Origin of the sequence: Flavobacterium sp., from assembly GCF_047602195.1 — a bacterium.
In the GTDB taxonomy this organism is placed as follows: Bacteria; Bacteroidota; Bacteroidia; order Flavobacteriales; family Flavobacteriaceae; genus Flavobacterium.
This window is the reverse complement of the sequence record NZ_JASGHW010000004.1, coordinates 2,193,401-2,219,340: the sequence shown is the minus strand read 5'-3', so window position 1 is coordinate 2,219,340 and position 25,940 is coordinate 2,193,401. Positions and strand designations below refer to the sequence as shown.

The window sequence follows — 25,940 nt, the reverse complement described above, 5'->3', positions numbered from 1 at the left end:
AGGGAACGAATCTGTTGCTTAAAATCCGGAAAATATCACTTCAAGCAAATGGTCTTCTACAATCAGCGGAACCAGTTACAACTCCAGGATCTGCCGCACCATTTGGTTCGTGAATCCCCATTCATTGTCGTACCACGCCATTACTTTGACCAAATCGCCATCGACCACGCGCGTCATTTCGAGGTCGATTGTCGCGGCGAAAGGGCTTTTGATGATATCGGTGGAAACCAGCGGTTCATGGGTTGCATCGACCACTTTACGGTAACGCGGCGTCGAGGCTTCTTCGACAAGGACCGCATTGATTTCTTCGACCGATGTCAGCCTTTCGGTCACAAAGGTGACATCCGATATCGACCCGATCGGGACAGGAACCCTTACCGCAATCCCATCAAACCTACCTGCAAATTCCGGCAGGGCCTTGGTAACAGCGATGGCGGCACCGGTAGCGGCGGGCGCAGAATTGACTCCGGCGGCGCGGCCCATCCTTGGTTCTTTGCGCGACGGGGCATCAACCAGAGTCTGGGAAGCAGTATAGGCATGTGTGGTATTCAATATGGCTTTCTTGATGCCGATGCGTCTCCCGAGAATTTCTATGATGGGCCCGATGTTGTTTGTCGTGCAACTGGCACAGGAAAAGATGGAAACCTTTCCCTCATCGGTGTTGACGCCGTGCACGATGGTCGGGGTATCTTTGGTAGGCCCCGAAATAACGACAAAACGGGCGCCGGCCTGCAGGTGTTTTTCCGCATCGGACTTGTTGGTAAAAAAGCCGGTGCTTTCGATCACCACGTCAACGCCCAAGTCTTTCCACGGAAGCGCCGCAGGATCTTTGATGGAAGTGTATCGAATGGTTTGGCCTTCTATCGAGATCGCTTCCTGATCAAAGGTCACCTCTTTGTCATATTTGCCATAGATACTGTCCCTTTTGAGCAGAAAAACAGCATTTTCGATTCCCATGAGGTCATTGATTCCGACGACTTCCAAACCAGGCGTGTCGGTGATAATTTTTAGTGCGGCCCTGCCAATGCGGCCAAATCCGTTAATTGCGATTTTTTTCATTGTAAAATATTGAAGTTAATTAAATTAAGAAAGTAAAGCGAAACAACTGCTCCAACAACAACCATCACTTTTTTGATCGCCTTTGTATTGATTTTTTTTACGTAAGTCATCCCCAGATAACCGCCCAGAATTGACCCCACGATCATGACCAGCGCGAAGGGCCAAAAAATCAACCCCGAATAAATAAAGATGATCAGTGCGATCCCGTTGTTGATCGAGACCAAGACTTTGGCCAATGCCTCCAGCGTATCATTGTTCTTGATTCCGTACAAACGGTACAAAATAAAAATGACCATTCCCATGCCGGCACCAAAATAGCCGCCATAGATTCCCAATAAAAAAAGGGGAATCAATGTGCGGTGCGAATAGTCAAACGACGGCCGATCGGCAGCGATGGATTGCACATAATTAAAGATGCGCTCATAAAATACCAAAAGCACATAGGAACACAACAACAAATAAGGCGCAACCGTCTCAAACACCCGATGTGGAAAGGCCACCAATAAAACAGCGCCCAATATCCCGCCCGACGCACAAGCCAAGACCATGTACCGAAATTGTGCGGCAGATACTTCGTAGCCTTTGCGGACCGCATTGGATGTAGCAACAAATCCCGACCAAAGAATGAGTGTCGTTGTGGCGGTACCCGGAACCGGTTGCAATCCCCTGTAAATCAATCCAGGAAACACAATAAACCAAGCCCCGCTGATGGTGACATTCAACACTCCTCCCGCTGTGGCAACGACGAATAAGAAGATGAATTCAGTTAGTGTGTCCATGACTAGGATGGGTTAAAATGAAGGTTCCAGTAGGCAATGATTTCTTCGGCGATGGCATCCCCGAATTCTTCGAGCGCAAAATGCCCCGTCGGATAAAAAAGCAATTTGGAATGAACCAGGTCTTTGCTGAGCAATAACGCCCCTTCCCTTTTGAACACCTCGTCATTTTCTCCCCATACGATCAAGGTGACCGGTTGAAGCTGCCGCAAAACTTCCTGCCACTGCGGATACAATGCCACATTGGTTTTGTAATCCCTTTTCAACTCCATCTGGATTTCCTTGACCCCTGCCCTGTTCATCAGCAACTGGTCTAAAGTATAGGCTTCCTCAGCGATGTTGGAAACATCCTGCACACCGTTCAGGTATTCCCATTTGGTATAATCAAACTCAAAGTATTTTTTAAGCTTAAAAAAACTTTTCGAACGTATCCTCGCCAAACAATTTGCCAATATCCTTCAATACGTCGCCCACGCCTTCATTGTAAATGTTGCCGTTCTGGAAAACGAGCATTTCTGCCATTTCAGGCCGTTGGGTTAAAAGCCGCATCAAAATGGGGGCGCCATAGTCAAAAAGATAAAAACTGGCCTTGTCGATCTTTAATTGTTCCAAAAAATGTGAAACCAGCACGGCATAATTCTCAAAACTGTATTTGAATACATTGGGATGCGGAATTTCGCTGAAACCAAAACCCGGCAAATCAGGCGCGACCACATGGAAATAGCGCGCCAATTGTGGGATCACATTCCTGAACATGTGCGACGAAGAAGGAAAACCGTGAAGCAACAACAAGACCGGGCTGCCTGTTTCCCCGGCTTCCCGGTAGGCAATCCTTATCGAATCGACCAGGATGTAATGGTAGCTGACTTTGGCGGATTGTCCGTTTATTGCGTTCATGAGTCCTTGAATTTCCTGTCCTTTTCTTGAATCTCCAGGTCATTGATGCTGGCGAACCGGCGCTTCATCAAGCCGTTTCCATCGAATTCCCAATTTTCATTGCCATACGCCCTGAACCATTGACCTTCGGCATTCCGGTATTCGTATTCAAAACGAACGGCAATTCGGTTATCGGTATGCGCCCAATATTCTTTCTTGAGCCTGTAATCGAGTTCCCTGTTCCATTTTCCGGTCAGGAAAACAACAATTTGCTCGCGTCCGTTGATGAATTCCGCACGGTTGCGCCATTCGCTGTCGATCGTGTACGCTTTGGAAACACGCACAGGATCTTTGCTGTTCCAGGCATCTTCTGCCAATTGTATCTTTTCTATGGCCGTCTCTAAGGTAAACGGCGGTAAAGGGTATTTTTGTTCCATTGCATTTCATTTTTAATCCAATGCCGCGCAACCTTATTGTGGCTCCGCGGCATGAGAAACATTCAACTTAACTATGAAAAAACCGATCAATCTTGCCTTAAGTTCTTAATCGGAAGCAATCGCCAAAGCATTTATCTCCTGGCAACGGTCTTTATTTCGATCAATTGACCCGGAAGCGCCAAACCACCGACCACTACAATTGTACTGGCAATCCTCATCGGATCAGGGTAAAATTCGTAACCCACTATTTTTCTGGCTTCAAAAGCCGAGGCCATATCGGTGACGTAGATTACTTCCTCTACGACATCGTCTGGCTTGAGGTCAAAACCTTTGAGCAATTTCCCGATATTGGCATAGGTTTGCCGCATTTGGTTTTCCATCCCGGAGAGCAATTGGCCATTGTCGTCGTGGCCCAGTTGTCCCGATACCCATACGGTATTTTTGTGCTGCACCGCTTGTGCATAACCGTATTCTTTTTCCCAAGGCATGTGCAAAGCTTGGATTTTTTTCTTTTCGTTTAGCATAATGATCTTGTTTGGATTTTGCGCCGCAATACCATTTTCGATATTGCGGCTGCAAACCTATTGTTCCACTCAGGCAACCTTTGTTACTTGACCACTTTGCGTTCGAGGAAATCGCCAATGAGCGCACCGATCTCGACCCCAAAACTTTCAAGGGCAAAATGTCCCGTATCAAAAAGGTGGAATTCCAAATTCTTCAGGTCCTTTTTGAAGGCTTCTGCGCCGACTCCCGGAAAAATATAATCGTTTTTACCATAAACGATGAGCGTTTCCGGTTGGTGCTTCCTAAAGTATTCTTGCCATTTCGGATACAAGACCACATTGGTCTGGTAGTCATAGAACATCTGGAGTTGGATGGCATTGTTTTCAGGTCGTTCGAGATGCCTCAAATCGATTTCCCAGTTGTCGGGTGAAATGAGATTGACGTCGGGTACATTGTGCGTGTATTGCCATTTCAAACCGTCGGGGCTGTGGAATCCCTGCAAAGTGTTCTCGGCTTCCTTGTTGCCCCTGTCCTTCCAGTACACTTTGAACGGATCCCAGAAAGTTTCGAGTCCTTCTTCGTAAGCGCATCCGTTCTGGATGATCAGGCTGTCGATTTTTTCGGGACTGGCGCTGGCAATCCGGAAACCGATCGGTGCGCCATAATCCATCAGGTACAGGCTGTACTTTTGAATGTCCAATTCTTTCAGCAGCGCAGTCATCAAAACCGCCATGTTTTCAAAAGTATAATCAAAAGATGCCATCGGCGGTTGCTCGCTTCGGCCGTAACCGGGATAATCGGGTGCAATCAAATGGTATCGGTCAGACAAGTCCGTGATCAAATTCCTGAACATGTGGGAAGATGTCGGATAGCCATGCAGCAATAGCACCGTCGGATTTTTTTTATCCCCTGCTTCTCTGTAAAAAATTTCAACTCCGTTGATTTTTTTGGTGTGGTAATTTGTTTTCATCTCAAATAATATTGGTTAATTAATAAAAGTTACTTCGCAAAGTTGCACCAATTGACCGCCAATGCATTAGGCACATTTTCCCGATGAGTTGGCTTTATTTCCTTTGCATTAATCGGTGACGGCTTCTTCCTTGGCGCACCTGCTTTCCCTGTACTGAAGCGGGGATAAACCTTCCTTGTTCTTGAAAAAACGGCTAAAGGTTTGAATGTCTTCGTATCCCAAATCGTAAGCGATTTCCTTAATGGATTTTGTGGTGTAATAAATTTGCGTGCGTGCCTGGGTCATGATCCGTTCGTGGATGATGTCGATCGGGGTCCGGTCAGACAAAGACGAAAATAAATTGGAAAGCGTCTTGGGGGATTTGTTCAACATCGAAGCATAAAAAGCCACGTCATGGTGTTTCGAAAAATAGTTTTCCACCAAAAACCGGTATTCCCGCAAGATGTCCGCTTCCCTTTTTTTAGGCATCCGCAGGTGTTCTTTCTTGAGCTTGCGGGTGCACAGGATCATGAGCCGCTGGAGGATGGATTGCAGCATGGCATATTGCAGGCTGTCTCTGGATTTCATCTCTTGGCGAAATACTTCCCATGAACTTTCAAAAGCATGCATTTCTGCTTCGGTGATGGAAAGGATGGGCACATGGGTCGGGTTAAAAAACAAGGTGCCTTTAAGGTCATTTTCGACCGCATCGTTGCTGTGGCTCACAAACGGCAGGTCGAACTTGATCAATCGGGCCGACTCGAAATCGATCCCATCGATCCTGTGGTGGTTGGTCAGGATGACCACCTCATTTTGCAACAACTGGTGATTCATCTGATTGACCACGACATTCATGGGGCATCCCCGGTTCCAAATAAATGTCATGTCTGTCGAAGCTGCTTCAAAAAAACGGTTTTTGGTGGCATGGCTGATTTCCATGACGGCCAAAAAGCCTAGTGAGTCGTTTTTGTAAACCATGATTAGTCGTTTTAGATTTGATGTTTCAAGCCATCTCTTGCAGAAAGCCAAATCAAATGCCAAAACAGAAAACCCTTATAAATCAATGGTTTCAACAACTTCGAAAGACAAAAACCTCGATATACCAACTAAACCGGTTGATATATCGACACCCTTGAACACAAAAAAAGGTGAACCGTACAGCTTGGCCCACCTCAAAAAATAGGATGCAAAATCGGGTCAGTGCCGCCGGATGAAATCGTCAATCCATTCGGCTACCTGCCTGTGATGCTCGTCAAGTATAAAATGTCCTCCGTGAACCTGATGAAACTCTGCCTGCGGCAAATCTTTTAGATAAGCCGACGCGCCCGCCGCAACAAACATTTGGTCATTTCCTCCCCAAATGATCAAGGCATGCGGTTGCCGTTTCCTGAAATAGTCCTGCCATTGGTCGTATTGGGCAATATTGCTGCCATAATCGCGGAAAAGCGCCAGTTGTATGGCGTCATTGCCGTTTCGGTCAAGGTAATACTGATCGACGATGTAACTGTCCGGGCTTACTTTTTCGGCCACTTGTGCCCCATTCAAGTATTGGCTTTTGGTCGCTTCCAAAGTCAAAAAGAAACGGGCGGACTGCTCATAGGCAACAGGATCCTGGATGTAGGCCACCAATGGATCTACCGCCGGTCCGAAACCTTCCATATAGGCATTGGCGTTTTGGATGATCAGCGAATGGATCAACCCCGGCCGACGGTTCGCGATCCGCAATCCGATCGGACCGCCATAATCTTGAATGTACAGGTTGATGTCCCGGAGTTTCAATTGGTCGATAAAATGTTCGATTACTACAGAAAGGTGGTCAAAAGTATAGTCGAACGCTTCGAGGCCCGGCGCGCTGCTTTGGCCAAACCCCGGATAATCGGGTGCGATGATGCGATAGTTTCCCGCAAGATCGGCCATCAAATCCCGGAACATATGGGAGGACGATGGAAAACCGTGCAGCAAAAGCAAAACCGGGAGGTCGTCCGTGCCTGTTTCACGATAAAAAATACGGAGGCCATCCACCTCCATGTTCCTGTAAAAAATTGGTTTTTTCATGATGCCTTTATTTTGATCTTATGCTTTAGCCTGTCGGGATGCATTGTTTATGCCTTTAAAATTTCTGAAGCCAATTGAACTTCCCTGCGCTCAAGCAGCGGTACAATTTGCTTTACAATTACATTTTGAAAATAATCGGACGCCCTGTGCTGTTCCAATGCATCTTCATCCGCATAGCCTTCAAACAAAAACAAAACATTAGAATCTGATCGTTCCTGATAGATGTTATACATCAGGTTCCCCGCTTCCTTCCTACTTTTCTCAATTGGATTGGGCAGGAGTTTGAGCACGGCATCTAGCTGTCCTTGCTTGACGGTCCACTTTGCAAATACATAAACGGGTTGTTTTTTCATATCTTTTGAAAATCAAAGCGATGCTGTCAATTACCTTCCAATAGCTTGATCATTTTTTCGGCAACCCCTTTGGCTGAAGCAGGATTTTGGCCCGTGACCAAATTTCCGTCGGCAATGCTCAGTGGCGCCCAAGGTTCTACGGTATGGTATATCGCTCCCTGTTCGGTGAGTGCGGTCTGGAGATCAAAAGGCACATCCTGTCTTGCATAATTGTCTTCTTCCAAGGTAGTGAACGAAGAAATATTCTTGCCCTGGACCAGGTAACTGCCATCGCTCAGTATGACATTATACAGCGCTACCGGGCCATGGCACACTGCGCCAACGACGCCTTTTCGTTCATAAACGCCTTTGATGGTTTGTTTCAAAAACGTATTGTCGGCCATGTCCACCATTGGGGCCAGCCCGCCGGGGATAAAAATAGCATCATACATTTTAATGTCTGCGGTCGCCAGCTTGACCGCCTTTTGCATGTCTTGCCACCCCTTACCGGTAAGGAACGACAGGTTGTCGGGATCATCGGCAAGCCATAAGGCATCCAGATAAGGCGTATCGCCTGAAGGGCTGGCAAAATCTATTTGGTAACCCGCCCTGTCAAACTCGGCATAAGGATGCGCCACTTCTGGCAAAAAATTACCTGTTCTCCTGTTGTGCGGCCCAATAACGTTGGCGTTCGAAACAATGAATAAAATCTTTTTCATGAGTTTACGGTATTTAGGTTAATGAATTATATCCCACAAAGTTACACCATCATCAAGACAATTCGTTAGGCATATTTTCCCGATGGGTTGGCGATACTTCCCTACGGCACCACGCATTGGATAAAGTTTATTAATTTTAACTCGACTAAAGCCAACCACATGAGATGGATTATTTTGATGACCGCCTTCGTTTTTACGACAAACGCCCTTGGTCAAACGCCAAGCAAAGCGCAGTTCGAGCAAATCAACAAAGCATTGCAGTCGGAAAAAGACCCGGCCAAAAAAGCAAATCTGCTGTATCTGGCTGCCCATTATCGCCTTGAGCAGGAAGCATCCAAAAAGAACATCGACAGCGTTTTGCTGCTCAACAAACAATTGCTGGCCATTGGCAAAGCACAGAATTCAAAGAAGCACATCGCGCAAAGCATGCTACTGGCCGGCCAGATTGCAATCAAACAAGCCGACACGGTTCGCGCCATGACCTTAAAATCCAAAGCGTTGGATTATGCCCGTACCAATGAACTGCCCAGACAGGAAGCCGACGTTTACCGATCGATTGCGGTAGACCTGCCTTACGACAAACTGCCCGAGAAAACCAAAAATTTCAACAAAGCGATTGCACTTTACAAGCAATCAGGCGCCACTTTGGATGTGGCCGATGCGTTCAATAAAATGGCCGAGATGTACGCCTACAACGAAGATGTCAACAATTGCATCAAGTACACCCTCGAGGCGGTCAAGGTCAAGAAAAGCATCAAGTCGTATGATTTGTACAAAGAATACACCACGCTGGCCGAGAATTACGGAATTTTAGGGGACTATCAAAACACCCTCAAGATTGCGCTCGCCGCCGAAAAGATCGCATTGCACCTCAAGGCTGATGAGGAATGGCTGTTCCACATCTATAATGTTTTGGGGGTCGTCAATTCTGAGATCAAATTCGATCTCAAAGCGATAGAATATTACAGGAAAGCCATCGCGGTAGCCAAAAATAATCCACACATTGAAGGGCTTTATGACGTGACCATCAATACGGCATTCGCCCTTTACCACATCCGCAAACCGGCAGAGGCCCTTGAGGTACTTTTGGATTTGGGAATCCAGAACACTGCGGATCCTTGTGGCGATATTAGGTATACCTCGATTTTATTGTTGGTCTACGCCGATTTAAAACAATACGACAAAGCCGAATTGCTGTACCACCAACTCATGCAATGCGACAACGGCAAACCCCAATACCGGGTCGTAAAAGAAATCATGTACCATGCGATGATCAAGTATTTACTCAACAGCGGACAAGCCAAGAAAACGTATGTGTACATCGACAAATTAGCAAAAATGGCCGAAAAAAGCAACGACCTGTTGAGCCTGGCCGAACTCGAAAGGACGTACTACAAATCGGATTCGGCGACGGGCAATTACCTGAGCGCGATGAAGCATTTGCAGCGATTCAAAAAAGTCAGCGACTCGGCCTGGAATGCCAAGAAAGCGACGCAGTTTGCCGATCTCCAGATCAAGTACGAAACCGAAAAAAAGGACAAGGACATCAAGCTGCTCAAACAGAAAGGCAGTCTTCAGGAAGCGAAAATACGCAATGCGACGCTTATGCGCTATGCCTTCATCGGCGGGTTGGTCATACTCGCGCTATTTGTGGCGCTGCTGTACAACCGGTCAAGGATCAGAAAACAAAACAACCAGAAACTGGAATTGAAGCAGCAGAAAATCAATGAGCAAAACGAACAGCTCCGGAAATTGCTCACCGAAAAAGAATGGCTGCTCAAGGAAATCCACCATCGGGTCAAGAACAACCTTCAAACGGTGATCAGTTTGCTCAATACCCAATCGACCTATCTGGAAAACAAAGACGCGCTGATGGCCATACAAAACAGCCAGCACCGCATGCAAGCTATATCACTCATACACCAAAAACTCTATCAATCGGACGATTTGGGCTACATAGACATGTCCTGGTACATCAACCAACTGATCAACAACTTAAAGGAATCTTTCAATTTTGGGCAAAAAATACGCTGCGAACTCGACGCAGATCCCATCAAACTAGACGTATCACAAGCAGTCCCGCTCGGGCTTATCCTCAATGAGGCCATCAGCAATGCCATCAAATATGCGTTTGAGGAAAGAACCCGGGGGCACATCAATATTTCGCTCAAAAATATTGGGCCCGATACGTACCGGCTCATTATAGCAGACGACGGCGTGGGCTTGCCCGAAGATTTCCAGGATCGGCAAAATGACTCCCTGGGCATGCATTTGATGGTCGGGCTCACCGAACAAATAGAAGGCACATTCGAACTGCAAAACAACAACGGCCTGAGCATCATCGTAATATTCACCAAGAAAAAAGAATTTACCGATGAAGAAAACCTAAAAATCACCTTAAACAACAGGACAGAACACACGGATTAGGTCAACCCAGTTGCCTTTTTTCAACGACATTTATTAATCTAGGTTAATGCGCAGGCCAATGCCAACAGCGATATTTGGGCTAATGTTAAATAAAATTTTATGACTCAGTCCAAACACCATCCACGCCAACACAAAAACCGCCTGTTCAATTACTTGCCACTGGCACTGACCCTGCTTGCCTTGGCCATCCTTGGTTCGTGCACGCCTCCCAAACCAGATGCATCGGCCAACCTTGCCTATTTCAAAACCGATTCTTCCCAAGTGCAAACCGGCGGGGTAAAAATGATACCCGTCACGACAGCATCCGGAAAACATAAGGTGTGGACCAAACGCATCGGGAACAACCCCAAAATTAAGGTACTGCTGCTCGCTGGCGGGCCCGGCATCCCGCACGATTACTTCGAAGCCTTCGAAAACTTTTTCCCATCCGAAGGCATCGAATTCTACTATTACGACGAGTTGGGTTCGGGCAATTCGGACAAACCCACCGATACCACGCGGTACAACATCAACAGTGCGGTAGAAGAAGTGGAACAAGTGCGCAAAGCGCTTCACCTGGACAAAGACAATTTCTACCTCTACGGACATTCCTGGGGCGGCCTGCTGGCCATGGAATATGCGGTAAAATACCAGGACCATCTCAAAGCCTTGATGGTTTCCAACATGTCTTCGAGCGGGAAAGAATTCAACAGGTATGTTCGGCAGGTATTGGCCAAACAGATCCCTGCGGCTGACATGCAGCGCATCAACCAGCTATCCGAAAACAACAATTATGGCAATCCCGAATACATGCAGCTCGTCATGAAACATTTTTACGCCCGGTTCGTTTGCCGGATTCCGATTGAAAATTGGCCCGAGCCGCTGACCAGGGCATTGTCCAAAACCAACCAACCTTACTACAATAAACTCCAGGGACCAAGTGAATTTGGCTTATTGGGCAGTCTCAAAGATTGGGACATTTCGGGCGCCTTGAATCTAATCAATGTGCCTACACTCATGATTGGGGCCAAATATGACGAAATGGATCCCGAACACCTGAAATGGATGAGCACCCAAGTCAAAAACGGCCAATTCCTCTATTGCGCCAACGGCAGCCACCTCAGCATCTATGACGACCAGCAATTCTACATGAAAGGGGTCATCCGATTTATAAAACAGGTCAACCAGAAATAACTCAAAAAACACCAAAGGCTGCACATCATTGCGGCCTTTACTTTTACAACACGCGGCCAAACCATGCAAAATATGAAAGGGATTGAAATCGGCCACGGCGACAAAGTGGTTCGTTTGCAAATTATGTTTATCTTCGGTGAAAGAACCGGAACCACGGCTGGATCAAATTGGGGATCGGGTTGTTGTTTGTTGTCTTTTTGAAACCCATGGTCAAAAAAATTATCTATACCCTTCTGCTTCTCAGTGCGATAACCCAGGCGCAGGACCGCAGCGCGCAGCTACTCCATGCAGTGGCCCGTGATGTCGTGTATTTGGAAGGCCAAAAATACTACCTGGTGGAAAACAGCTTTTGGAATTCGGCCATCGAGGACTCATTGAAACTGGACTTTCCCAAACAAGAAATCTACCTCAAGAATCCCGGCTTTCCTACAAGCCTGCTGGGACGGGTAACTGTAGGAAGCACCAATTGGCGGAACCAACATTTGGACCATGCGGTCTATATCTCTGAGCAGCAGGGCCAAAAGATTACACAGGTCGTCAAGGAAGTCGTATTTGTCGACGACAACATCCCGCAGGAACAATGGCTCAAGATAAACGACACCCTTGCATTGGGTTCATTTGCCGTCAGGAAGAATAAAAGCTGGAACAAACAGCAAGTCTGGCAGGAATTAGAAAAGACATGGAACGAGACCCCAATCTGGAGAAAAATGTATCTTTCCATTTCTTGCCCGGTATTTTCGGCCGATTATCGTTATGCCCGGATTGCCGTAACCGCAAACCAGAAATGCCAAGGGCAAACCACCATCTGCATTTATAAAAACGAAAACAACGACTGGACCAAAATAGCAGAAATCCTGTGCGGGGCAACCAAGAAGGTCACTTCGCATGTCGATTGCGAAGACCTGATTGTCCAATACCAAAATTAAAATCGATGACACAGAATACAAATGTCACCGACGAGCTGCCCCGGAAAGTGGAAAACCTCAAATCGATTGGCTGGCAAAAATCCGAATGACAACACTACAAACAAGCAAATGAAATCACAGACTTTACAGGCCATCCGCTACAACAGCCAATACTATTTGGTCGACGTTACCGTCTATGCCGACGGTTCGATCCATTGCTGGGAAACCATGAACCTCGAATCGTTTAGCGAAAAATTGGCCTCCGGAAGAATCTTGCTTTCGTTGCCCGAAAATGCCGAGCTTCACCTTCGGGATTGGGGCGTCATCGAAGTCAAGGCATTCCACAACTACAAGACCCATTCAGATTTCATCAAGCAGATCGAGGATACCATCAAAACATTGAACGACCAACCAACCAGGGCCGATGTGTGCCGGGAAGCGTTCAGAAAGTACCTGCTGCAGGCTGATGAGCGCAATTACCAAAACCTCAAAACGGCCTACGAAGACTTGCCCATCCACCAAAAAGTAGTGATGGATTATGTAGACTACAAAGACCCGATTGTCGGGTTGTTTGAACGCAACGAGTCGTTTACCGAAAAAGAAAGGATGGACCTGTTCAATGCCTATTTTGAATAATGCATCCCGACCCTAACATCCTAACGATGCCCATCAAAGTGCTAGCCCGCCTGGCCGCAATCCTCCTTGCTTTGTCCTGTCACCCTAAAGAAGAAAAGAAGCCACTTACCGGCTCAAAATGCGCTTGGTCACAAATTCATTGAAAAAGAAATCGCGGTAAATGTTCCCGATCGGGATCTCGTTCTTGCCGATGTAAACCGTATTGTTGTCTACCGATTCCACTTGTTTGGCATTGATTACATAAGACTTGCTCACGCGCACAAACTGCTGTTTGGGCAATTGGTCGTAAATGGTCTTGATGTTCATCGCCGTGATCACTTTCTGGTGCGCGGTGTGCATCACGACATAATCCTTGAGCCCTTCGATAAACAGGATGTCGTTGAAATAGACCTTGAATATCTTGCGGTCGGCCTTGACAAAGAAATGGTCTTCGGTAACGGTTTCGATGTTGTTGCGCCCCAGATCGGCCTTGAGCAATTTGGCATAAGCCAACGCCTTTTCGACCGCCTTGCGGAAACGCTCCAGTTTGACTGGTTTGATCAAATAGTCGATCGCATCGACTTCATAGCTATCGGTCGCGAATTCTGAAAACGCGGTCGTAAAGATCACGAAAGTCTCTTTGGGGATGGTCCTGGCAAATTCAATCCCGTTGATGCCGGGCATCTGGATGTCCAGAAACACGAGGTCGACGATTTCCTTTTCCATGAATTGGGCGGCAGAATCGGGACTGTTGAAAGAACCGACAAGGTTCAGGTCATTGGTCTGTTCTACCAACATCTCAATGGCTTCGCGTGCCAAAGGTTCGTCGTCTACTATAATGCAGTTCATAATTTTATCGTTAAGGTCACGCTATAGGTTTCGGCATTTTCCACAATTTCGAGGCTGTGTGTGGCCGGATACAGCAATTCGAGCCTGCGTTTGATATTGGCCAATCCCAATCCGCCCGAATTGCTGACGGTTTTCCGAATTGGCTTCGAATTGACACATCGAAAGAACAATTCCCCGTTGCGCACATCAAAAAACAAATTGACATAGGACGATTTGGCCGAGTCGTTGTTGTGCTTGACGGCATTTTCCACGAATGAAATGAACAACAAGGCCGGAATCTGCACGCCATTGAGCTCGCCTTCCTTCGAAATCACGAAATCGAAACTGTCCCTGCGGATTTTCTCTAAATTTAAGAAATCTTCCAAGAACCGGATGTCGGAAGTCAGCAAAACTTTCTCGCGCGCACTATCATACAACTGGTACCGCAGCAAATCGCTCAGGCGCACCAAAACCTGCGAGGCTTTTTCGGGGTCTTTCTTGGTCAGCACATTGGCGTTGTTGAGCATGTTGAACAGGAAATGTGGGTTGATCTGGTTTTTGAGCTGCTCGAGTTCGGCGTAGGCTTTGGCTTGTTCGAGATCGTAGATGCGCTGTGCATCATACACCCAACGTTGGAATAGCTTGATGGCGGCAGATGCAAGGGTCAATACCAATATCACGAACGTAAACGAAAGAATGCCTACATTTTCTTCGACATGGGGCAACAAATCCGGTTCGAAGAAACGAGTCGCGAGTTGTTGTGTAGCCGACCAAAAAACAATCCCAAACAGAACGGAAATGGCGTAAGCGACATATCGCTTTCGGAACAGGAGTTTGGGCACGAAAATGTACATGTTCGCGTACGACAAAAACATGACTTCAAAAAAAATCACCATTCGGCTGTAGCTCTCCACAGGTTCATGGTATTCCGGATCACTGTAATACAATACCAGAATGCTGACGGCATAAACCGTGAAATGCCGCAGCCATCGGTATTTTTTAGCGATGAACAACTGCAACAACATATTGTTGTCGATCGATTGTCTGTGTAAAGTTTCATTCATGGTCCATCAAATATAGGCAAACAAAAGTATAACTCTAAAAAGGGCGCCTTCGGATTTTATACCAAAGCGCTTCTTTTTTATACCAAAAAAAACAAGCACCGGATGGCTCTAAAACAACCCTTTTTTTAATCGGGCCAAAAGCCGGTTTGCTATAAAAACCAATCGGTTTGGTATAATTAGAAATTGGACAATGGGATAATCGAATAGGTTCGTTGAAAATTTGAAATTATCTCACCATGCTAAAAATCAAAAATCAAATCCGGCTCCTGTGGCTGGTCTGGCTGGTCCCGGCGATTGCGGTCCATGCGCAGGAAACCAAATTTACCTTAAGCGGTACGGTGGCCAACAATGCCAACACCGAAACGCTGATCGGGGTCAACATCGTCATTCCCGAAGCCAATGTATCGACGGTGACCAATTCCTACGGCTTCTACTCGATCACTTTGCCCAAGGGCGAATACACGATCCTGATCAGCTATGTCGGTTTTGACAATGTCGAAGAACAGATTTCGCTCACCGAAAACACCAAGCGCAATTTCGGGATGGCCGAAAGCGGCAAGGAATTGCAGGAAGTGGTCGTTACTTCCAATAAAACCAAGGCCAACATCCGAAAACCCGAGATGAGCGTCAACAAACTCTCGATTGCGACGATCAAGAAAATGCCCGCGGTAATGGGCGAAGTCGATGTACTCAAGTCGATCCTGCAATTGCCCGGTGTGACCAATGCACAGGAAGGCGCCTCGGGATTCAACGTGCGCGGCGGTTCGGTCGATGGCAACCTGGTCTTGCTCGATGAGGCGGTGGTTTACAACACTTCGCATTTGTTCGGGTTCTTTTCGGTGTTCAATTCGGATGTCATCAAGGACCTCAAATTGTACAAAGGCGGCATTCCGGCCCATTTCGGCGGACGCATTTCCTCGGTGCTCGACATTTACCAGAAAGAAGGCAACAACCGGGAATACCATGCCAGCGGCGGGATCGGTGCGGTCGCAAGCCGATTGCTCGTCGAAGGGCCGATCGTCAAGGACAAAAGTTCATTTGTCGTGGCCGGGCGCGGTTCGTATGCGCATTTGTTCCTCAAATTGGCAGACGAACCCAATTCGGCTTACTTCTACGACATCAACGCCAAGCTCAATTACAAGCTCAACGACAACAACAATGTATTCCTGTCGGGTTATTTTGGCAACGACCAGATGGATTTCAATAATGCTTTCGAGAACATCTATGGCAATTCGCTGTTCAATGTGCGTTGGAACCATATTTTTTCGGACAAGATTTTCTCGAACGCCTCGGCCATCTACAGCGATTACAATTACGGGCTGCGCATCAAATCGGTCGGGATCGATTGGGATTCGGATGTCAAGAATTACAATTTCAAATACGATTTCAAGCATTACGTCTCGAACCAGCTCACGCTCAATTATGGGCTCAATTCGATTTATTACGCTTTCAATCCGGGAACGATTACCCCGTATGACGAACACTCAGGCATGAATCCGAGACAGATTGCCAAGAAGTATGCATTCGAAAATGCGCTTTACCTCAGCGCCGAACAAAAGATTACCCCAAATTTCTCGGTCAATTACGGATTGCGGTACAGCCTTTTCCAACGTGTCGGCAAACAGGACGTGAATACCTACGCCAACAACGAAGCGGTGGTGTTCAATCGGGAATTCCAAGTCTATGAAGAAGCCACGCCGACGGGAAGCATCCATTACGGGAAAAACAAAAAAATCGCCAGTTTTGACAACTTCGAACCACGTCTGGCCATGGCTTACTCGATCAACGACGACCTGTCGTTCAAATTGAGTTACAACCGTATGAGCCAATACATTCATTTGATCTCGAATACGGCCTCTGCCTCGCCGCTCGACATTTGGGCCCCGAGCGACCAATACCTCAAACCCGAGATTTTAGACCAAGTTGCGCTGGGCTATTTCCAGAATTTCAAGGACGATAAATATTCCCTAGAAATTGAAACCTTCTACAAGAAAGTCAAGAACAAAGCCGATTACATCGACGGTGCCTCGCTGATCGCCAACGACGCGATCGAAAGGGTGCTCCTGAATGGCGAAGCGCGCGCCTACGGTCTGGAAATCATGGCCAAAAAGAATTCAGGCAAATTGACGGGCTGGGTTTCCTACACGCTTTCCAAGGCAGAGCAACGCACACCGGGCCAAAATGCCAGCGAAACCGGAATCAACAACGGGCAGTGGTACCGCGCCAATTATGACAAGTTGCACAATCTGTCGGTCACAGCGGCTTATGCACTGGGCCCGAAATGGTCATTGGGCGGAATTTTCACCTACCAGTCCGGCAAGGCCGCCACCTTCCCGAACGGCAAATACCAATTCATGGGCATGACCGTGGCAAGCTATGGCGAGAGAAACGCCGATGCCTTGGCGGCTTACCATCATTTGGATTTGTCGGCTACCTACATTCCAAAGCCCGATAAAAAGAAAGGCTGGCAGGGCGAATGGGTTTTCAGCGTGTACAACGCCTATGCGCGTAAGAATGCGGCTTCGTATACCTTCGGACAAAATCCGGATTACGGGCAGAGTGAAGTGCGGCGCATGTCTATTTTCGGGATCATTCCCAGTGTAACCTACAATTTCAAATTCTAAAAATACAAAGATGAAAACAGCAAAAATAATATTGGCTATCGTGTTCGGATGCGGATTGGTGGCCTGTGAAGACACCATTGACAATGTAGACCTGGACACTGCGGCGCCGCGATTGGTCATCGACGCTTCGATCGATTGGGAAAAAGGCACGAGCGGCAACGAGCAAAGCATCCAATTGACGACCACCACAGGTTATTATGAAACGACATTCCCTACCGTTTCGGGGGCGACGGTCACCATCCGCAATTCGGCCAACACGGTCTTCAATTTCATAGAAACGCCGGGCAGCGGTAATTATGTCTGCTTTGATTTTGAACCCGTCGTGGGCGAAACCTATACACTGACCATCAACCTGAATGGAGAAACCTATACCGCAACCGAAACGCTGATCGCCACGCCCGACATCGAAGACACGATCGAACAGAACAACGAAGGCGGCATGGCGGGCGATGAAATCGAAATCACTTATTACTATCAGGACGACGGTTCGCGACTAGATTATTATTTATATGGTATTACGACCAACCGCGTGGCTTTTCCGCAATATGAGATCGAAGACGATGACGACATCCAGGGCAACCGGATCCCAGTGTATTATGCCCATGAGGATTTGGCGCCGGGCGATGTGATCAACATCAAATTGTACAATCTTTCGAAAAGGGGCTATGATTATTTCAGCAAGCTGCTGCCGGCATCGGGCAACGACGACAGCCCATTCCCGACCGTGCCCAATCCGGTGCGCGGCAACATCGTCAACCAGACCAATGCCGCGAATTTCCCGTACGGTTATTTCAGGTTGTCGGAAGTTTCGACTAAAAACTATACGGTCCAATAAAGAAGTTTCTTACTTTGTTTTAGTTGCGAATGCCGGGAGCAGTTCAAAGCCCGGCATTTTTATTTATCTTCGTACAAACAACACTGAAAATCAATGAAAAGGATTTTTATTTTTTTAATGTTGGCATTGGCCTGTAATTCTTGTGTTGGCCTAAAAGAAGGGGAACGACGAAGGGATTTTTTGCACAGATTCTCAAAAACCACCATGGTGGCTACAAAAGACACTTACCTCTTTACCAATTACCTGGTCTTAAGGAAGAACCAAACATTTGCCTTGAAAGTACGGTTCATTCCTTGGGTCAACTCCGGCTATGCCGCTGGGAAATACACAATCGACGGAGATACGCTGCATTTATTTTTCAGGAACCATACCAAAGTGTTGGTTTTCACCAACAATCGGAAGAACCTCAATTGGGGCGATGAAGTATACGCGGTAGTGCAAAAGGATCGCTGACGCCACTGCCCAAAAACGCATTTGTCACCGATACGATGCCGCGCAGTTTGCCATTTATTTTTATCTTCGGTGCCGCGGCAGCATTGATCCGCCAAAAGACAATATTCACCAAACCCACACCATGGAACCGAAACCTCATTTTTTGGCGCTCCTTACCTATCTCAAATCCGAAGACGGCGGAAGGGCCACGCCTGCCGTATCCGGATACCGGCCTTTGGTCAAATTCCCATTCCACCACGGATTGTTCACGGGCATCCAGAAATTCACCGACGCCGAGTTCGCGTTTCCAGGAGACACCCTCGATGCCGAAATCACCTTGCTCGATACCGATTATTTCAAGGGAAAAGTATACGAAGGGTTGGGATTTGATTTTTTCGAAGGGCCCAACCTCATTGGTCGCGGCATCATCAAAAAGATGCTCGATCCCGAATTGTGAGCCGTGCAATTGCTTTGTTTCAACCCGAAGTTATTTCTTCTAGATTTTTTACCTTCGGAATATATCCAACAATCAAATACGATTTATGACGACATCCACTAAGGAATTCCTGTATTTCACCGCTACGCTCGTGGCAGCATTGCTGGGTTCGGTTTGGATTTTCGGGTATGAAAACCTCAAGGAAGGCGATTTGGTCTTGAATGTTCACGACACTTATTTTGTAATTCGCGCCTTGCATTTCCTGGCGGTGTTTGTTCCATTGGTCTTTGTCCTGTCGTATGGAATAAGGATTCTTTTTGTTAAATTCCGAAGCAAGGTATCCTATTCAATCTTTTTGATTACCAATGGGTTTCTCATTTTATTTTTGCTGTCGCTGGTCATCAACAACCCGCAACCGCATTTCAAATTGGGCTACCGGTTCTGGATGATCCTTTCCCTATTTTTGATCCTTGAACTGTTTGCGATGTACGGGTTGCTCAAAACACGCGCGGGAAGCAATCGTTAAGCCTTTCAAACCTACACCGAAGCCTGACTTATTCTGCCGGTTTCCCCCTTGGATCGAAACGTTTGTCCATGTAATACAAGCCCAAAGGACCGATCGCATAGACCTGCGTGACATATTCCCCCGATTTGGCCCAATGGAAATGTGGCGTATTTCCCGGCAACACCACTACCGAACCCGGAGCATAAGCCTGCAATCGGGTCTCATCGAACTGCTCACCGACCCCGATGTAAAAAACACCCGAGATCACAGTGTATATGCGGTCTTCGGGATGTTTGTGGGGCATAATTTTTTCACCCTCGGGCACTTTCACCCTTACGATAAACGGTTCAGCCTGGGCAGGATTGCCTACCAAAACGGCCAATTTGACTTTTTCTGGAAAAGCCGGGAAAGTATGCCATTCGATGTTTTCTGAATGGATCGAATTGAATTCCTTTGGGTTCAAGCCTTGGGCGTCTGCCCAGTTGATTGCCATAAGAAATGACAAGGCCATAAAGAAGTTATTGAGTTTCATTGTGGTTATTTTTTGATTGAAAAAGATTTGGCACAGCGGTTGAGCCAACTGCGCCAAATCACCAACAAACCTATACATAATCCTGCTGGGCTTTTGAGCACCCGAATGGCTTATTTGATTTTGGCCAACAGCTTGGTGGCCACTTCTTCGGACGATTGTGGATTTTGGCCCGACAACAGCAAACCGTCTTCCACTACATAAGAACCCCAGTCCGCACCTTTCGAATACATTCCGCCGCGTTCCTTGAGTTTATCTTCGAGTAAAAATGGGACCACTTGGGTCAGTTTGACTGCTTCCTCCTCGGTATTGCTGAAACCGGTCACTTTTTTTCCGGCGATCAGGTATTTTCCGTCTTTGTCTTTGACATTGACCAAGGCTGCCGGTGCGTGACAAACAAATGCAATGGGCTTGGCGTTGTGGTAGAAATCCTGGATCAGTTGGATCGAATGCTTATCGGTGGACAGATCCCACATCGGGCCGTGGCCGCCTGGATAGAACACCGCCTTGAAATCCTGCTGTTTGACCGCGGTAATTTTCACCGTCGTACGCAATGCTTTTTGGGCCGCTGGATCGGCATAGAAACGTTTGGTTGACGCAGTTTGGAAAGACGGATCGTTGCTTTTGGGATCAATGGGCGCCTGTCCGCCTTTTGGGGTCGCGATGACCACTTCGATTCCCTTGTCCAAAAAGAAGTAATAAGGCGTCGCAAATTCTTCGATCCATGAACCGGTAAGTTCACCGGTGTTGCCCAATTTGTCGTGGGAGGTTAAAACGAACAGCACTTTTGCCTTTGGCGCTTTTTGCGCATAAGTGGCCAGGTTCGCTATGGCAAAAAGGGCCACCAATAGATTTTGAATTGTATTTTTCATGGTACTTGATTTTGTGCCCGTGGAGTCCGATATAAAGCCTACACAAGCGGTTAATGATGTTTTGAAATCTTGTGACAAAGGAAAAACAGAATCCAAAAATGATTGCGTGATGTACATCACATTCTAAAATAGGGCCGACAAAGCCCTTTCGATGGAATGGAATTGCAGATTTATGCCGAAGGTTTCGCAAAAAACTTTATCTTCGGCAAGGTATCCCGCATGGATTGGAAAGACTACCGGCCCTATCCCGTTGGATAAAACCAAAACAACAAGAGCATTAGCACGCCCTACAAGACCCGAACAGATGTTGACCGCAGAAGAAATCAAAAGAAACTACAAAAAATTCGACGATTGGAAGATCATTGAGTTGGCACAAGATGCGGGAACACTGCGCAAAGAAATCATCCCGATCCTGAACCAGGAAATCAAGGACCGCAACCTCGGCGACGATCTGTTGATTTGGGTGGGGCTGGAATCCAACAAATTTACGGGACTGGAACGCGAGCGCCTGATCGACACCATCAGGAAAGAAAAATGCAGTTTGTGCCTGGAGCACGGCCGATTGGAAGGATACGAATTCACGACCATCAAATCCTATTTCATCGACTCGCAGACCAAAAACGAAACGCTCATCATTTGCACCGAATGTGCCCAGACCAAACGAACGGACTCGATCGTTACTACGTTGCTTTGGGGCTGGTGGTCGCGATACGGTTTATTCTATACCCCAGTCGAAGTCATCTTGACCTTGATTCGGTGGATCCGGCACCAGCAAGAAGACAAAGAAACAATCGATCTGTTCATCGACAACACCACAGGCCGGATTCGGAAAAGTCTTGAAAAAGGAACATTGGCAGCGCTCATCACGGCCTTCAATAACCCAAAAGACGAGGACGAATAGCAACCAAATCAGCCAAGCACCTTAGAGAAATGGCTCACACAATTTGCTTAGAATGGACAACATCGGGATTGCAGCAACATGCCTGGACGAGGCGATTGCCTTTTTTCTTGGACTGGGCCCGCGGCTAGAAGGGCTGGCGCAACCGCTGAAATAGCGACGCAAGATTGTTGTTTGATTAAATACGAAAACAATGGAATATTTTAGAGTGCTGTTCAGCAACGATTACGCCTCGAGGCGGGGCAAGTTTGGCTTGATCGAAACGGTCCCCGAGATCGACAACCTGGATTTGGTCGCCTACAACGCACCATTCCCAACCGATGAAATAAATGCCTTACAATTTGTTTTGGACGGAAAAGCATTCGCCGATCTGCAGATGTGTCTTTACCCCTGGGAAACCATTTCAAAAAAATTCAAGGAGCTACTCGAACAATACTGCGGCAGCAATCTTTATTTCCACCCGATCACTGTGGATGACGGGCAAACAAGCAAGCCCTATTTCATCATGCATTTCAAGCAAACCGTCGGTTTCAACAAAAGTGCATTCCCGGACAACAAAGCCTTGTTAGCAGGCAAACAGGTCGAGGCTTTCGACGATTCCATCACCGGGGTCTTTTTTGTCTCGGAAACGGTAAAAAGACACATCGAGTCGGAAAAACTCACCGGTATGTATTTCGACCCGCTGTGATTCCGGTCATCAAGCGCTTTTGTTAGGGCAAAAGGTCGTTACGACTTGCAATCGAATTGTAACCCAGTTTGCGGTAGCTCTCGAACTGCGCCTCGTCAAAAAACTGGTCTCCGGTAGATTGCTGCGGAAACTTGGGATTCTTGAGGTGGTATTCGCGGATGTCGGTCGGATTGATTGGCGTAATCGATGTCTTGATGTAAATGATCGTGCCGGGTTCGCTTCGGTTGGGGTAAATGATTTTTCCCTTGACAAAATGCGCCTGGGCCAATTGCGTTTGCGGATCCTTCTCGGTAATCTGTGCCACATCCAGGTCAATCTCGACCCCAAAATCGATCCGGCACCGCCTGATGGCATTGGCAAGCCCTTCACAAATCGCATTTTCGTCCTGTTCGCCATCTCCCAACACAATGTAGCTGCACCTGCGACGGATCAGCTCGTAAAGCCCCATATTGTCGAAATGTCCGCCATCGGAAAGATAGACATAATCGGCGTCCATATTCGATTTTCCGACCAAGTCCTTCAACAGGTAGCCCAATCCCCATCCCGGATCCGAATTTTTCCAGGTGCTTTTTCTCGGGTTTCCAATCCACCGCCCGAGCCTCACATTAAAAACCGTGAGCAGGAATGAGGTCGCCGAGGAAGAATGGTATCCCATATTCGGGCTTACCGCTGCCCCAGAAATGGCCATCGCCGTCCCCAGGAAAGGGCCCGATTCCTTAGAATAATCCTTTGTTGGTCTGTAGCCAAAGTTAAAAACATTGTCTTCCATCGAGGAAGACGAGCGTGTCGGGTTGATGTCGAATCCGCAATACAATGGCGTAAAAACGAATGATTCGGCCATACGGTCCTGACGGTCGAGGTCGGAAACCGTGGTGGCATTGAGCGTGGTGTTGACCAATGGGTAAGGCCCGGTATATTTGCCGGTCATTTGCACCAGCGGAATATCGTCTTCTTTGTCAAAACCGGTAAATCCGTTGGCGGTTTGTTCGCGGTCGGTCCGTCTCCTGGTCGCACCAAGATAGGCCCTGACGAGCCGGTTTTTGTAGAAATCGTGCAACGAGAATTCATTGACGCCGGCACGCCAGCTCAATATGATGGTTACCCCGAGCAGGATCAGGAAAAGATAGGCCGACTGGAGTATCGCACTGCCCGAAAACCCATTGATGTCCTCCAAAAGCCTGAGCACAGCGGCACCGATCAATAAAAATCCGGCCATGAACAAATACGGGGCGATCCTGACAAAGACATCCTTTGCGCGGGCCATGCCGCCGTCCTGTTTGACACCCGAAGTCCCCGAAGTATAGGCCATCCTCACGGCAATACCTACCAGACCAACCCAACCGCCGATAATCGGAGACAGTTCCTTGACCTGTTCCTTGAACGATTTGAATATCGTGGGAAACCACAGCGCCGCAAACGTGATCACGATCCACCAGAAAATGAACCGGTGCAGCATGGCCCCCATCCTGCCCCACCATTCCCTCCGTTCATCGGGGAAAAAATTACCCATGATGACCATACGCACCACCACGGTGATGCAGAAAGATTCCATGACCAGCGGAATCCCGAATATAAAGACCATCATGCTGTTCTGCAAGGCGATGTATTGGATCAATTCCCAACAGGCCGCCAACAAGCAAACAAATGCAACGGAAGCCAGGGCCGAGGAAATCAAAATGGCCGCAAGCAACGGAAAGGAATAGGCTTTCAACCCTTTCTTTTGTTCTTTCATGCTGTAATAACCACCAATCGAAGCAATCAGGATCATGCCGACAAAACACGAAAAGCCGGTAGGCTGCAACAATTCGATCCTTTGGGCGTAGCTGTAGTCCGCCTTTTGCATCAGAAAATGGAAAGCCAGAACGATTCCAGCCAAAAATGCCCACGCGGTTAAAAGGTGCGCCAGTATTTTTTTATTCCCGATCAAAAACAGTTGCAGGGCCGAATCACGGTGTCTGTACGTACTCATGCCGCTTGATGCGAAATAAACGCCTACCAGGATCAGAAACAGGCTGCCTCTAAAAACAAACGGCGACAAATCATGATAGCCCACACCTTGCCAAGCCTTGTAAAACAAACCGATCAACGCCAGCGCCGTGACGAGAATCGACAACAGCACCACTTGGTTGATGATCGTATTGCGCAGCCAGATGACTCCTACTGTCCACGAATCGGCGGACATGATGCTGCTGTTGGGCGAAAGGTAGTTGCTGAACATGCGCAGCCATCGGATGGGTCTTACTTCTTCTGCCAATGGGTTTGCCGACTTTTTGCTGTCCAGGCGGTCGATGACTTTTTTAACCGATTGCTTCCTGTAGATCCATGAGGTATACCAGGATCCGATATACCCGCCGCCCGAAACGGTGGAAAGGTAATCAAATCGCGGAAGCACCCCGAGTTCGGCCAATTTTTGCAAAATCCCCAGGTTGAAAGTAGCCGATCGGATGCCTCCGCCCGAAAAGGCAAGCCCGGCCAGTTCCATGGCATCGGGTTTCTTTTCAGGGTCATAATTTACTTTCTCCTTGGGAATCTGCAGCGGAAAATGGGAAAGGTCCTCGGGATGGAATTCCAATATACGCAGTTCCCTCGCCCGCTCGATCTCGATGAGTTCTTCTTCAAAAAGGCTTAAAAACGGCACCGTAATCTCTTTCTTGTTGAGTATTTTTATGAGCTCCGATTGGTTGCTCAGAAGCGATTTCGCTGCCTCTCTTTTGCCGTCGGTCGTATTGTGCCTGTCGGTCCAGAATTCTTTTATTTTCTTGACGTCTTCCTTGGAAAGCAGTTTCTCGAGCAGTAGATCCGGATTTTTGTTGGCCTCGGCTGGATTTGATTTGAAATAATAGAATTGGTAAAGCCTTTGCTCCGAAATCTTGGGCTGTCTATCAGCCAAGGCGTAAATGATCTGGACCGGAATGTAATGCAGCGCTTCTACAAGTCCCAATCTGGTTTCGGGCCGTTTGTACAGGATGTCCTTGATTTGGTTCCGCCAATAGTCGGGTGTTGCCCACAATCCCATTTTGGAGTCAGGCATGAATGCCGCCACATTTTCAGTGGACAGGTTATCCGAGAGCCATTCGAGCAGTTGGTTGGCTGTGATCCAAAAGAATTCCGTTATAAAAGCATCGTCCTTGACGCGGGCACTCGACCAGATGATCTCGCTGATGCGCGTCCTGAAATTGGCCATTGCTTCGTGATCTTCCTTGATCTTGGGAAAGATTTCCCATAGGTTGCTGCCTTGGTCGTCTGTAACCGTTCCCGAGACCCTTTTGCTGCGCCAGATGTCTTGTATGACGGTCAGGTAGGAAACCGCCTCCGAGGATAAATCAGTGATAATGTCCATAAGATAATGATTAGGGTTATAAAATTCACAGTTTGAGAAGTTATCCAAAAATACATTTAATT

General features: G+C 47.5%; 27 protein-coding genes. 11 read left to right on the top strand and 16 right to left on the bottom strand.

Annotated features, from left to right (window positions below):
* Nucleotides 1-75: 75 nt before the first annotated feature.
* From QM717_RS16040 to QM717_RS15990, 11 genes are all read right to left on the bottom strand, one after another.
* The gene (locus tag QM717_RS16040) at nt 76-1,059 is read right to left on the bottom strand and encodes a type I glyceraldehyde-3-phosphate dehydrogenase (RefSeq protein ID WP_415038969.1); all 984 of its coding nucleotides are present in this window, start codon (nt 1,057-1,059) and stop codon (nt 76-78) included.
* Complete coding sequence (locus QM717_RS16035; protein WP_415038967.1) at nt 1,056-1,838, bottom strand: sulfite exporter TauE/SafE family protein; 783 nt, start codon at nt 1,836-1,838, stop codon at nt 1,056-1,058. The genes QM717_RS16040 and QM717_RS16035 overlap by 4 nt, the downstream gene beginning before the upstream one ends.
* Nucleotides 1,839-1,840: 2 nt before the next feature.
* Nucleotides 1,841-2,191 (bottom strand): alpha/beta fold hydrolase, encoded by a 351-nt coding sequence (locus QM717_RS16030; protein WP_415038965.1) that lies wholly within the window; start codon nt 2,189-2,191, stop codon nt 1,841-1,843.
* A gap of 52 nt (nt 2,192-2,243) precedes the next feature.
* On the bottom strand, nt 2,244-2,732 hold the full coding sequence (locus QM717_RS16025) for an alpha/beta fold hydrolase (RefSeq protein WP_415038963.1): 489 nt from the start codon (nt 2,730-2,732) through the stop codon (nt 2,244-2,246).
* Complete coding sequence (locus QM717_RS16020) at nt 2,729-3,148, bottom strand: DUF1348 family protein (RefSeq protein ID WP_415038961.1); 420 nt, start codon at nt 3,146-3,148, stop codon at nt 2,729-2,731. Before QM717_RS16020 ends, QM717_RS16025 begins: the two co-directional genes overlap by 4 nt.
* Before the next feature lie 131 nt (nt 3,149-3,279).
* Nucleotides 3,280-3,672 carry a RidA family protein gene (locus QM717_RS16015; protein WP_415038959.1) on the bottom strand — a complete coding sequence of 131 codons (393 nt, stop codon included), beginning with the start codon at nt 3,670-3,672 and terminating at the stop codon, nt 3,280-3,282.
* A gap of 83 nt (nt 3,673-3,755) precedes the next feature.
* On the bottom strand, nt 3,756-4,622 hold the full coding sequence (locus QM717_RS16010; protein ID WP_415038958.1) for an alpha/beta fold hydrolase: 867 nt from the start codon (nt 4,620-4,622) through the stop codon (nt 3,756-3,758).
* A gap of 108 nt (nt 4,623-4,730) precedes the next feature.
* Complete coding sequence (locus QM717_RS16005; protein ID WP_415038956.1) at nt 4,731-5,579, bottom strand: helix-turn-helix domain-containing protein; 849 nt, start codon at nt 5,577-5,579, stop codon at nt 4,731-4,733.
* A 219-nt stretch (nt 5,580-5,798) separates the two neighbouring features.
* On the bottom strand, nt 5,799-6,656 hold the full coding sequence (locus QM717_RS16000) for an alpha/beta fold hydrolase (protein ID WP_415038955.1): 858 nt from the start codon (nt 6,654-6,656) through the stop codon (nt 5,799-5,801).
* 47 nt (nt 6,657-6,703) lie between these two features.
* On the bottom strand, nt 6,704-7,009 hold the full coding sequence (locus QM717_RS15995) for a putative quinol monooxygenase (protein ID WP_415038954.1): 306 nt from the start codon (nt 7,007-7,009) through the stop codon (nt 6,704-6,706).
* A gap of 26 nt (nt 7,010-7,035) precedes the next feature.
* Complete coding sequence (locus QM717_RS15990) at nt 7,036-7,707, bottom strand: type 1 glutamine amidotransferase domain-containing protein (RefSeq protein ID WP_415038952.1); 672 nt, start codon at nt 7,705-7,707, stop codon at nt 7,036-7,038.
* Nucleotides 7,708-7,866: 159 nt separating this feature from the next.
* Here QM717_RS15990 and QM717_RS15985 point away from each other — a divergent pair, with 159 nt between their 5' ends.
* The 4 genes from QM717_RS15985 (at nt 7,867) to QM717_RS15970 (ending at nt 12,848) form a co-directional block, all read left to right on the top strand.
* Nucleotides 7,867-10,134, top strand: coding sequence for a histidine kinase dimerization/phosphoacceptor domain -containing protein (locus QM717_RS15985; RefSeq protein WP_415038950.1), 2,268 nt, complete (start codon nt 7,867-7,869; stop codon nt 10,132-10,134).
* 99 nt (nt 10,135-10,233) lie between these two features.
* Nucleotides 10,234-11,307 (top strand): proline iminopeptidase-family hydrolase, encoded by a 1,074-nt coding sequence (locus QM717_RS15980; RefSeq protein ID WP_415038948.1) that lies wholly within the window; start codon nt 10,234-10,236, stop codon nt 11,305-11,307.
* A 206-nt stretch (nt 11,308-11,513) separates the two neighbouring features.
* A complete protein-coding gene (locus QM717_RS15975; RefSeq protein ID WP_415038947.1) occupies nt 11,514-12,233 on the top strand; it encodes a hypothetical protein in 720 nt (239 codons plus the stop codon).
* A 108-nt stretch (nt 12,234-12,341) separates the two neighbouring features.
* Nucleotides 12,342-12,848, top strand: coding sequence for a hypothetical protein (locus QM717_RS15970; protein ID WP_415038946.1), 507 nt, complete (start codon nt 12,342-12,344; stop codon nt 12,846-12,848).
* A gap of 105 nt (nt 12,849-12,953) precedes the next feature.
* Here QM717_RS15970 and QM717_RS15965 read toward each other — a convergent pair whose 3' ends face one another.
* Both QM717_RS15965 and QM717_RS15960 read right to left on the bottom strand, forming a co-directional pair.
* Nucleotides 12,954-13,676, bottom strand: coding sequence for a LytR/AlgR family response regulator transcription factor (locus tag QM717_RS15965; RefSeq protein ID WP_415038944.1), 723 nt, complete (start codon nt 13,674-13,676; stop codon nt 12,954-12,956).
* Nucleotides 13,673-14,719: a sensor histidine kinase gene (locus QM717_RS15960; RefSeq protein ID WP_415038942.1), complete on the bottom strand. Its 1,047-nt coding sequence runs from the start codon at nt 14,717-14,719 to the stop codon at nt 13,673-13,675. The genes QM717_RS15965 and QM717_RS15960 overlap by 4 nt, the downstream gene beginning before the upstream one ends.
* 236 nt (nt 14,720-14,955) lie before the next feature.
* Between QM717_RS15960 and QM717_RS15955 the strand changes: the two genes are divergently transcribed.
* The 5 genes from QM717_RS15955 (at nt 14,956) to QM717_RS15935 (ending at nt 19,572) form a co-directional block, all read left to right on the top strand.
* Complete coding sequence (locus QM717_RS15955) at nt 14,956-17,343, top strand: TonB-dependent receptor (RefSeq protein ID WP_415038940.1); 2,388 nt, start codon at nt 14,956-14,958, stop codon at nt 17,341-17,343.
* Between the two features lie 10 nt (nt 17,344-17,353).
* On the top strand, nt 17,354-18,178 hold the full coding sequence (locus QM717_RS15950; protein ID WP_415038938.1) for a DUF4249 family protein: 825 nt from the start codon (nt 17,354-17,356) through the stop codon (nt 18,176-18,178).
* A 204-nt stretch (nt 18,179-18,382) separates the two neighbouring features.
* The gene (locus tag QM717_RS15945) at nt 18,383-18,631 is read left to right on the top strand and encodes a hypothetical protein (RefSeq protein ID WP_415038937.1); all 249 of its coding nucleotides are present in this window, start codon (nt 18,383-18,385) and stop codon (nt 18,629-18,631) included.
* 121 nt (nt 18,632-18,752) lie between these two features.
* Nucleotides 18,753-19,067 (top strand): hypothetical protein, encoded by a 315-nt coding sequence (locus QM717_RS15940; protein WP_415038935.1) that lies wholly within the window; start codon nt 18,753-18,755, stop codon nt 19,065-19,067.
* Nucleotides 19,068-19,152: 85 nt separating this feature from the next.
* Nucleotides 19,153-19,572 (top strand): hypothetical protein, encoded by a 420-nt coding sequence (locus QM717_RS15935; RefSeq protein WP_415038933.1) that lies wholly within the window; start codon nt 19,153-19,155, stop codon nt 19,570-19,572.
* Nucleotides 19,573-19,600: 28 nt separating this feature from the next.
* Here QM717_RS15935 and QM717_RS15930 read toward each other — a convergent pair whose 3' ends face one another.
* Nucleotides 19,601-20,083 carry a cupin domain-containing protein gene (locus tag QM717_RS15930; protein WP_415038931.1) on the bottom strand — a complete coding sequence of 161 codons (483 nt, stop codon included), beginning with the start codon at nt 20,081-20,083 and terminating at the stop codon, nt 19,601-19,603.
* A 110-nt stretch (nt 20,084-20,193) separates the two neighbouring features.
* Complete coding sequence (locus QM717_RS15925; RefSeq protein WP_415038929.1) at nt 20,194-20,952, bottom strand: type 1 glutamine amidotransferase domain-containing protein; 759 nt, start codon at nt 20,950-20,952, stop codon at nt 20,194-20,196.
* A gap of 304 nt (nt 20,953-21,256) precedes the next feature.
* Between QM717_RS15925 and QM717_RS15920 the strand changes: the two genes are divergently transcribed.
* Complete coding sequence (locus tag QM717_RS15920; RefSeq protein WP_415038928.1) at nt 21,257-21,853, top strand: hypothetical protein; 597 nt, start codon at nt 21,257-21,259, stop codon at nt 21,851-21,853.
* Nucleotides 21,854-22,043: 190 nt separating this feature from the next.
* Nucleotides 22,044-22,538, top strand: coding sequence for a hypothetical protein (locus QM717_RS15915; RefSeq protein WP_415038926.1), 495 nt, complete (start codon nt 22,044-22,046; stop codon nt 22,536-22,538).
* A 22-nt stretch (nt 22,539-22,560) separates the two neighbouring features.
* Here QM717_RS15915 and QM717_RS15910 read toward each other — a convergent pair whose 3' ends face one another.
* Entirely contained in the window at nt 22,561-25,878 is a 3,318-nt protein-coding gene (locus QM717_RS15910) for a patatin-like phospholipase family protein (RefSeq protein WP_415038924.1), read from the bottom strand.
* Nucleotides 25,879-25,940: the final 62 nt, after the last annotated feature.

What these genes read in the sequence shown, in the direction of transcription:
- QM717_RS16040 (WP_415038969.1), bottom strand. Translation starts at nt 1,059, where the DNA reads ATGAAAAAAATCGCAATTAACGGATTTGGCCGCATTGGCAGGGCCGCA.
- QM717_RS16035 (WP_415038967.1), bottom strand. Translation starts at nt 1,838, where the DNA reads ATGGACACACTAACTGAATTCATCTTCTTATTCGTCGTTGCCACAGCG.
- QM717_RS16025 (WP_415038963.1), bottom strand. Translation starts at nt 2,732, where the DNA reads ATGAACGCAATAAACGGACAATCCGCCAAAGTCAGCTACCATTACATC.
- QM717_RS16020 (WP_415038961.1), bottom strand. Translation starts at nt 3,148, where the DNA reads ATGGAACAAAAATACCCTTTACCGCCGTTTACCTTAGAGACGGCCATA.
- QM717_RS16015 (WP_415038959.1), bottom strand. Translation starts at nt 3,672, where the DNA reads ATGCTAAACGAAAAGAAAAAAATCCAAGCTTTGCACATGCCTTGGGAA.
- QM717_RS16010 (WP_415038958.1), bottom strand. Translation starts at nt 4,622, where the DNA reads ATGAAAACAAATTACCACACCAAAAAAATCAACGGAGTTGAAATTTTT.
- QM717_RS16005 (WP_415038956.1), bottom strand. Translation starts at nt 5,579, where the DNA reads ATGGTTTACAAAAACGACTCACTAGGCTTTTTGGCCGTCATGGAAATC.
- QM717_RS16000 (WP_415038955.1), bottom strand. Translation starts at nt 6,656, where the DNA reads ATGAAAAAACCAATTTTTTACAGGAACATGGAGGTGGATGGCCTCCGT.
- QM717_RS15995 (WP_415038954.1), bottom strand. Translation starts at nt 7,009, where the DNA reads ATGAAAAAACAACCCGTTTATGTATTTGCAAAGTGGACCGTCAAGCAA.
- QM717_RS15990 (WP_415038952.1), bottom strand. Translation starts at nt 7,707, where the DNA reads ATGAAAAAGATTTTATTCATTGTTTCGAACGCCAACGTTATTGGGCCG.
- QM717_RS15985 (WP_415038950.1), top strand. Translation starts at nt 7,867, where the DNA reads ATGAGATGGATTATTTTGATGACCGCCTTCGTTTTTACGACAAACGCC.
- QM717_RS15980 (WP_415038948.1), top strand. Translation starts at nt 10,234, where the DNA reads ATGACTCAGTCCAAACACCATCCACGCCAACACAAAAACCGCCTGTTC.
- QM717_RS15975 (WP_415038947.1), top strand. Translation starts at nt 11,514, where the DNA reads ATGGTCAAAAAAATTATCTATACCCTTCTGCTTCTCAGTGCGATAACC.
- QM717_RS15970 (WP_415038946.1), top strand. Translation starts at nt 12,342, where the DNA reads ATGAAATCACAGACTTTACAGGCCATCCGCTACAACAGCCAATACTAT.
- QM717_RS15965 (WP_415038944.1), bottom strand. Translation starts at nt 13,676, where the DNA reads ATGAACTGCATTATAGTAGACGACGAACCTTTGGCACGCGAAGCCATT.
- QM717_RS15960 (WP_415038942.1), bottom strand. Translation starts at nt 14,719, where the DNA reads ATGAATGAAACTTTACACAGACAATCGATCGACAACAATATGTTGTTG.
- QM717_RS15955 (WP_415038940.1), top strand. Translation starts at nt 14,956, where the DNA reads ATGCTAAAAATCAAAAATCAAATCCGGCTCCTGTGGCTGGTCTGGCTG.
- QM717_RS15950 (WP_415038938.1), top strand. Translation starts at nt 17,354, where the DNA reads ATGAAAACAGCAAAAATAATATTGGCTATCGTGTTCGGATGCGGATTG.
- QM717_RS15945 (WP_415038937.1), top strand. Translation starts at nt 18,383, where the DNA reads ATGGTGGCTACAAAAGACACTTACCTCTTTACCAATTACCTGGTCTTA.
- QM717_RS15940 (WP_415038935.1), top strand. Translation starts at nt 18,753, where the DNA reads ATGGAACCGAAACCTCATTTTTTGGCGCTCCTTACCTATCTCAAATCC.
- QM717_RS15935 (WP_415038933.1), top strand. Translation starts at nt 19,153, where the DNA reads ATGACGACATCCACTAAGGAATTCCTGTATTTCACCGCTACGCTCGTG.
- QM717_RS15930 (WP_415038931.1), bottom strand. Translation starts at nt 20,083, where the DNA reads ATGAAACTCAATAACTTCTTTATGGCCTTGTCATTTCTTATGGCAATC.
- QM717_RS15925 (WP_415038929.1), bottom strand. Translation starts at nt 20,952, where the DNA reads ATGAAAAATACAATTCAAAATCTATTGGTGGCCCTTTTTGCCATAGCG.
- QM717_RS15920 (WP_415038928.1), top strand. Translation starts at nt 21,257, where the DNA reads ATGTTGACCGCAGAAGAAATCAAAAGAAACTACAAAAAATTCGACGAT.
- QM717_RS15915 (WP_415038926.1), top strand. Translation starts at nt 22,044, where the DNA reads ATGGAATATTTTAGAGTGCTGTTCAGCAACGATTACGCCTCGAGGCGG.
- QM717_RS15910 (WP_415038924.1), bottom strand. Translation starts at nt 25,878, where the DNA reads ATGGACATTATCACTGATTTATCCTCGGAGGCGGTTTCCTACCTGACC.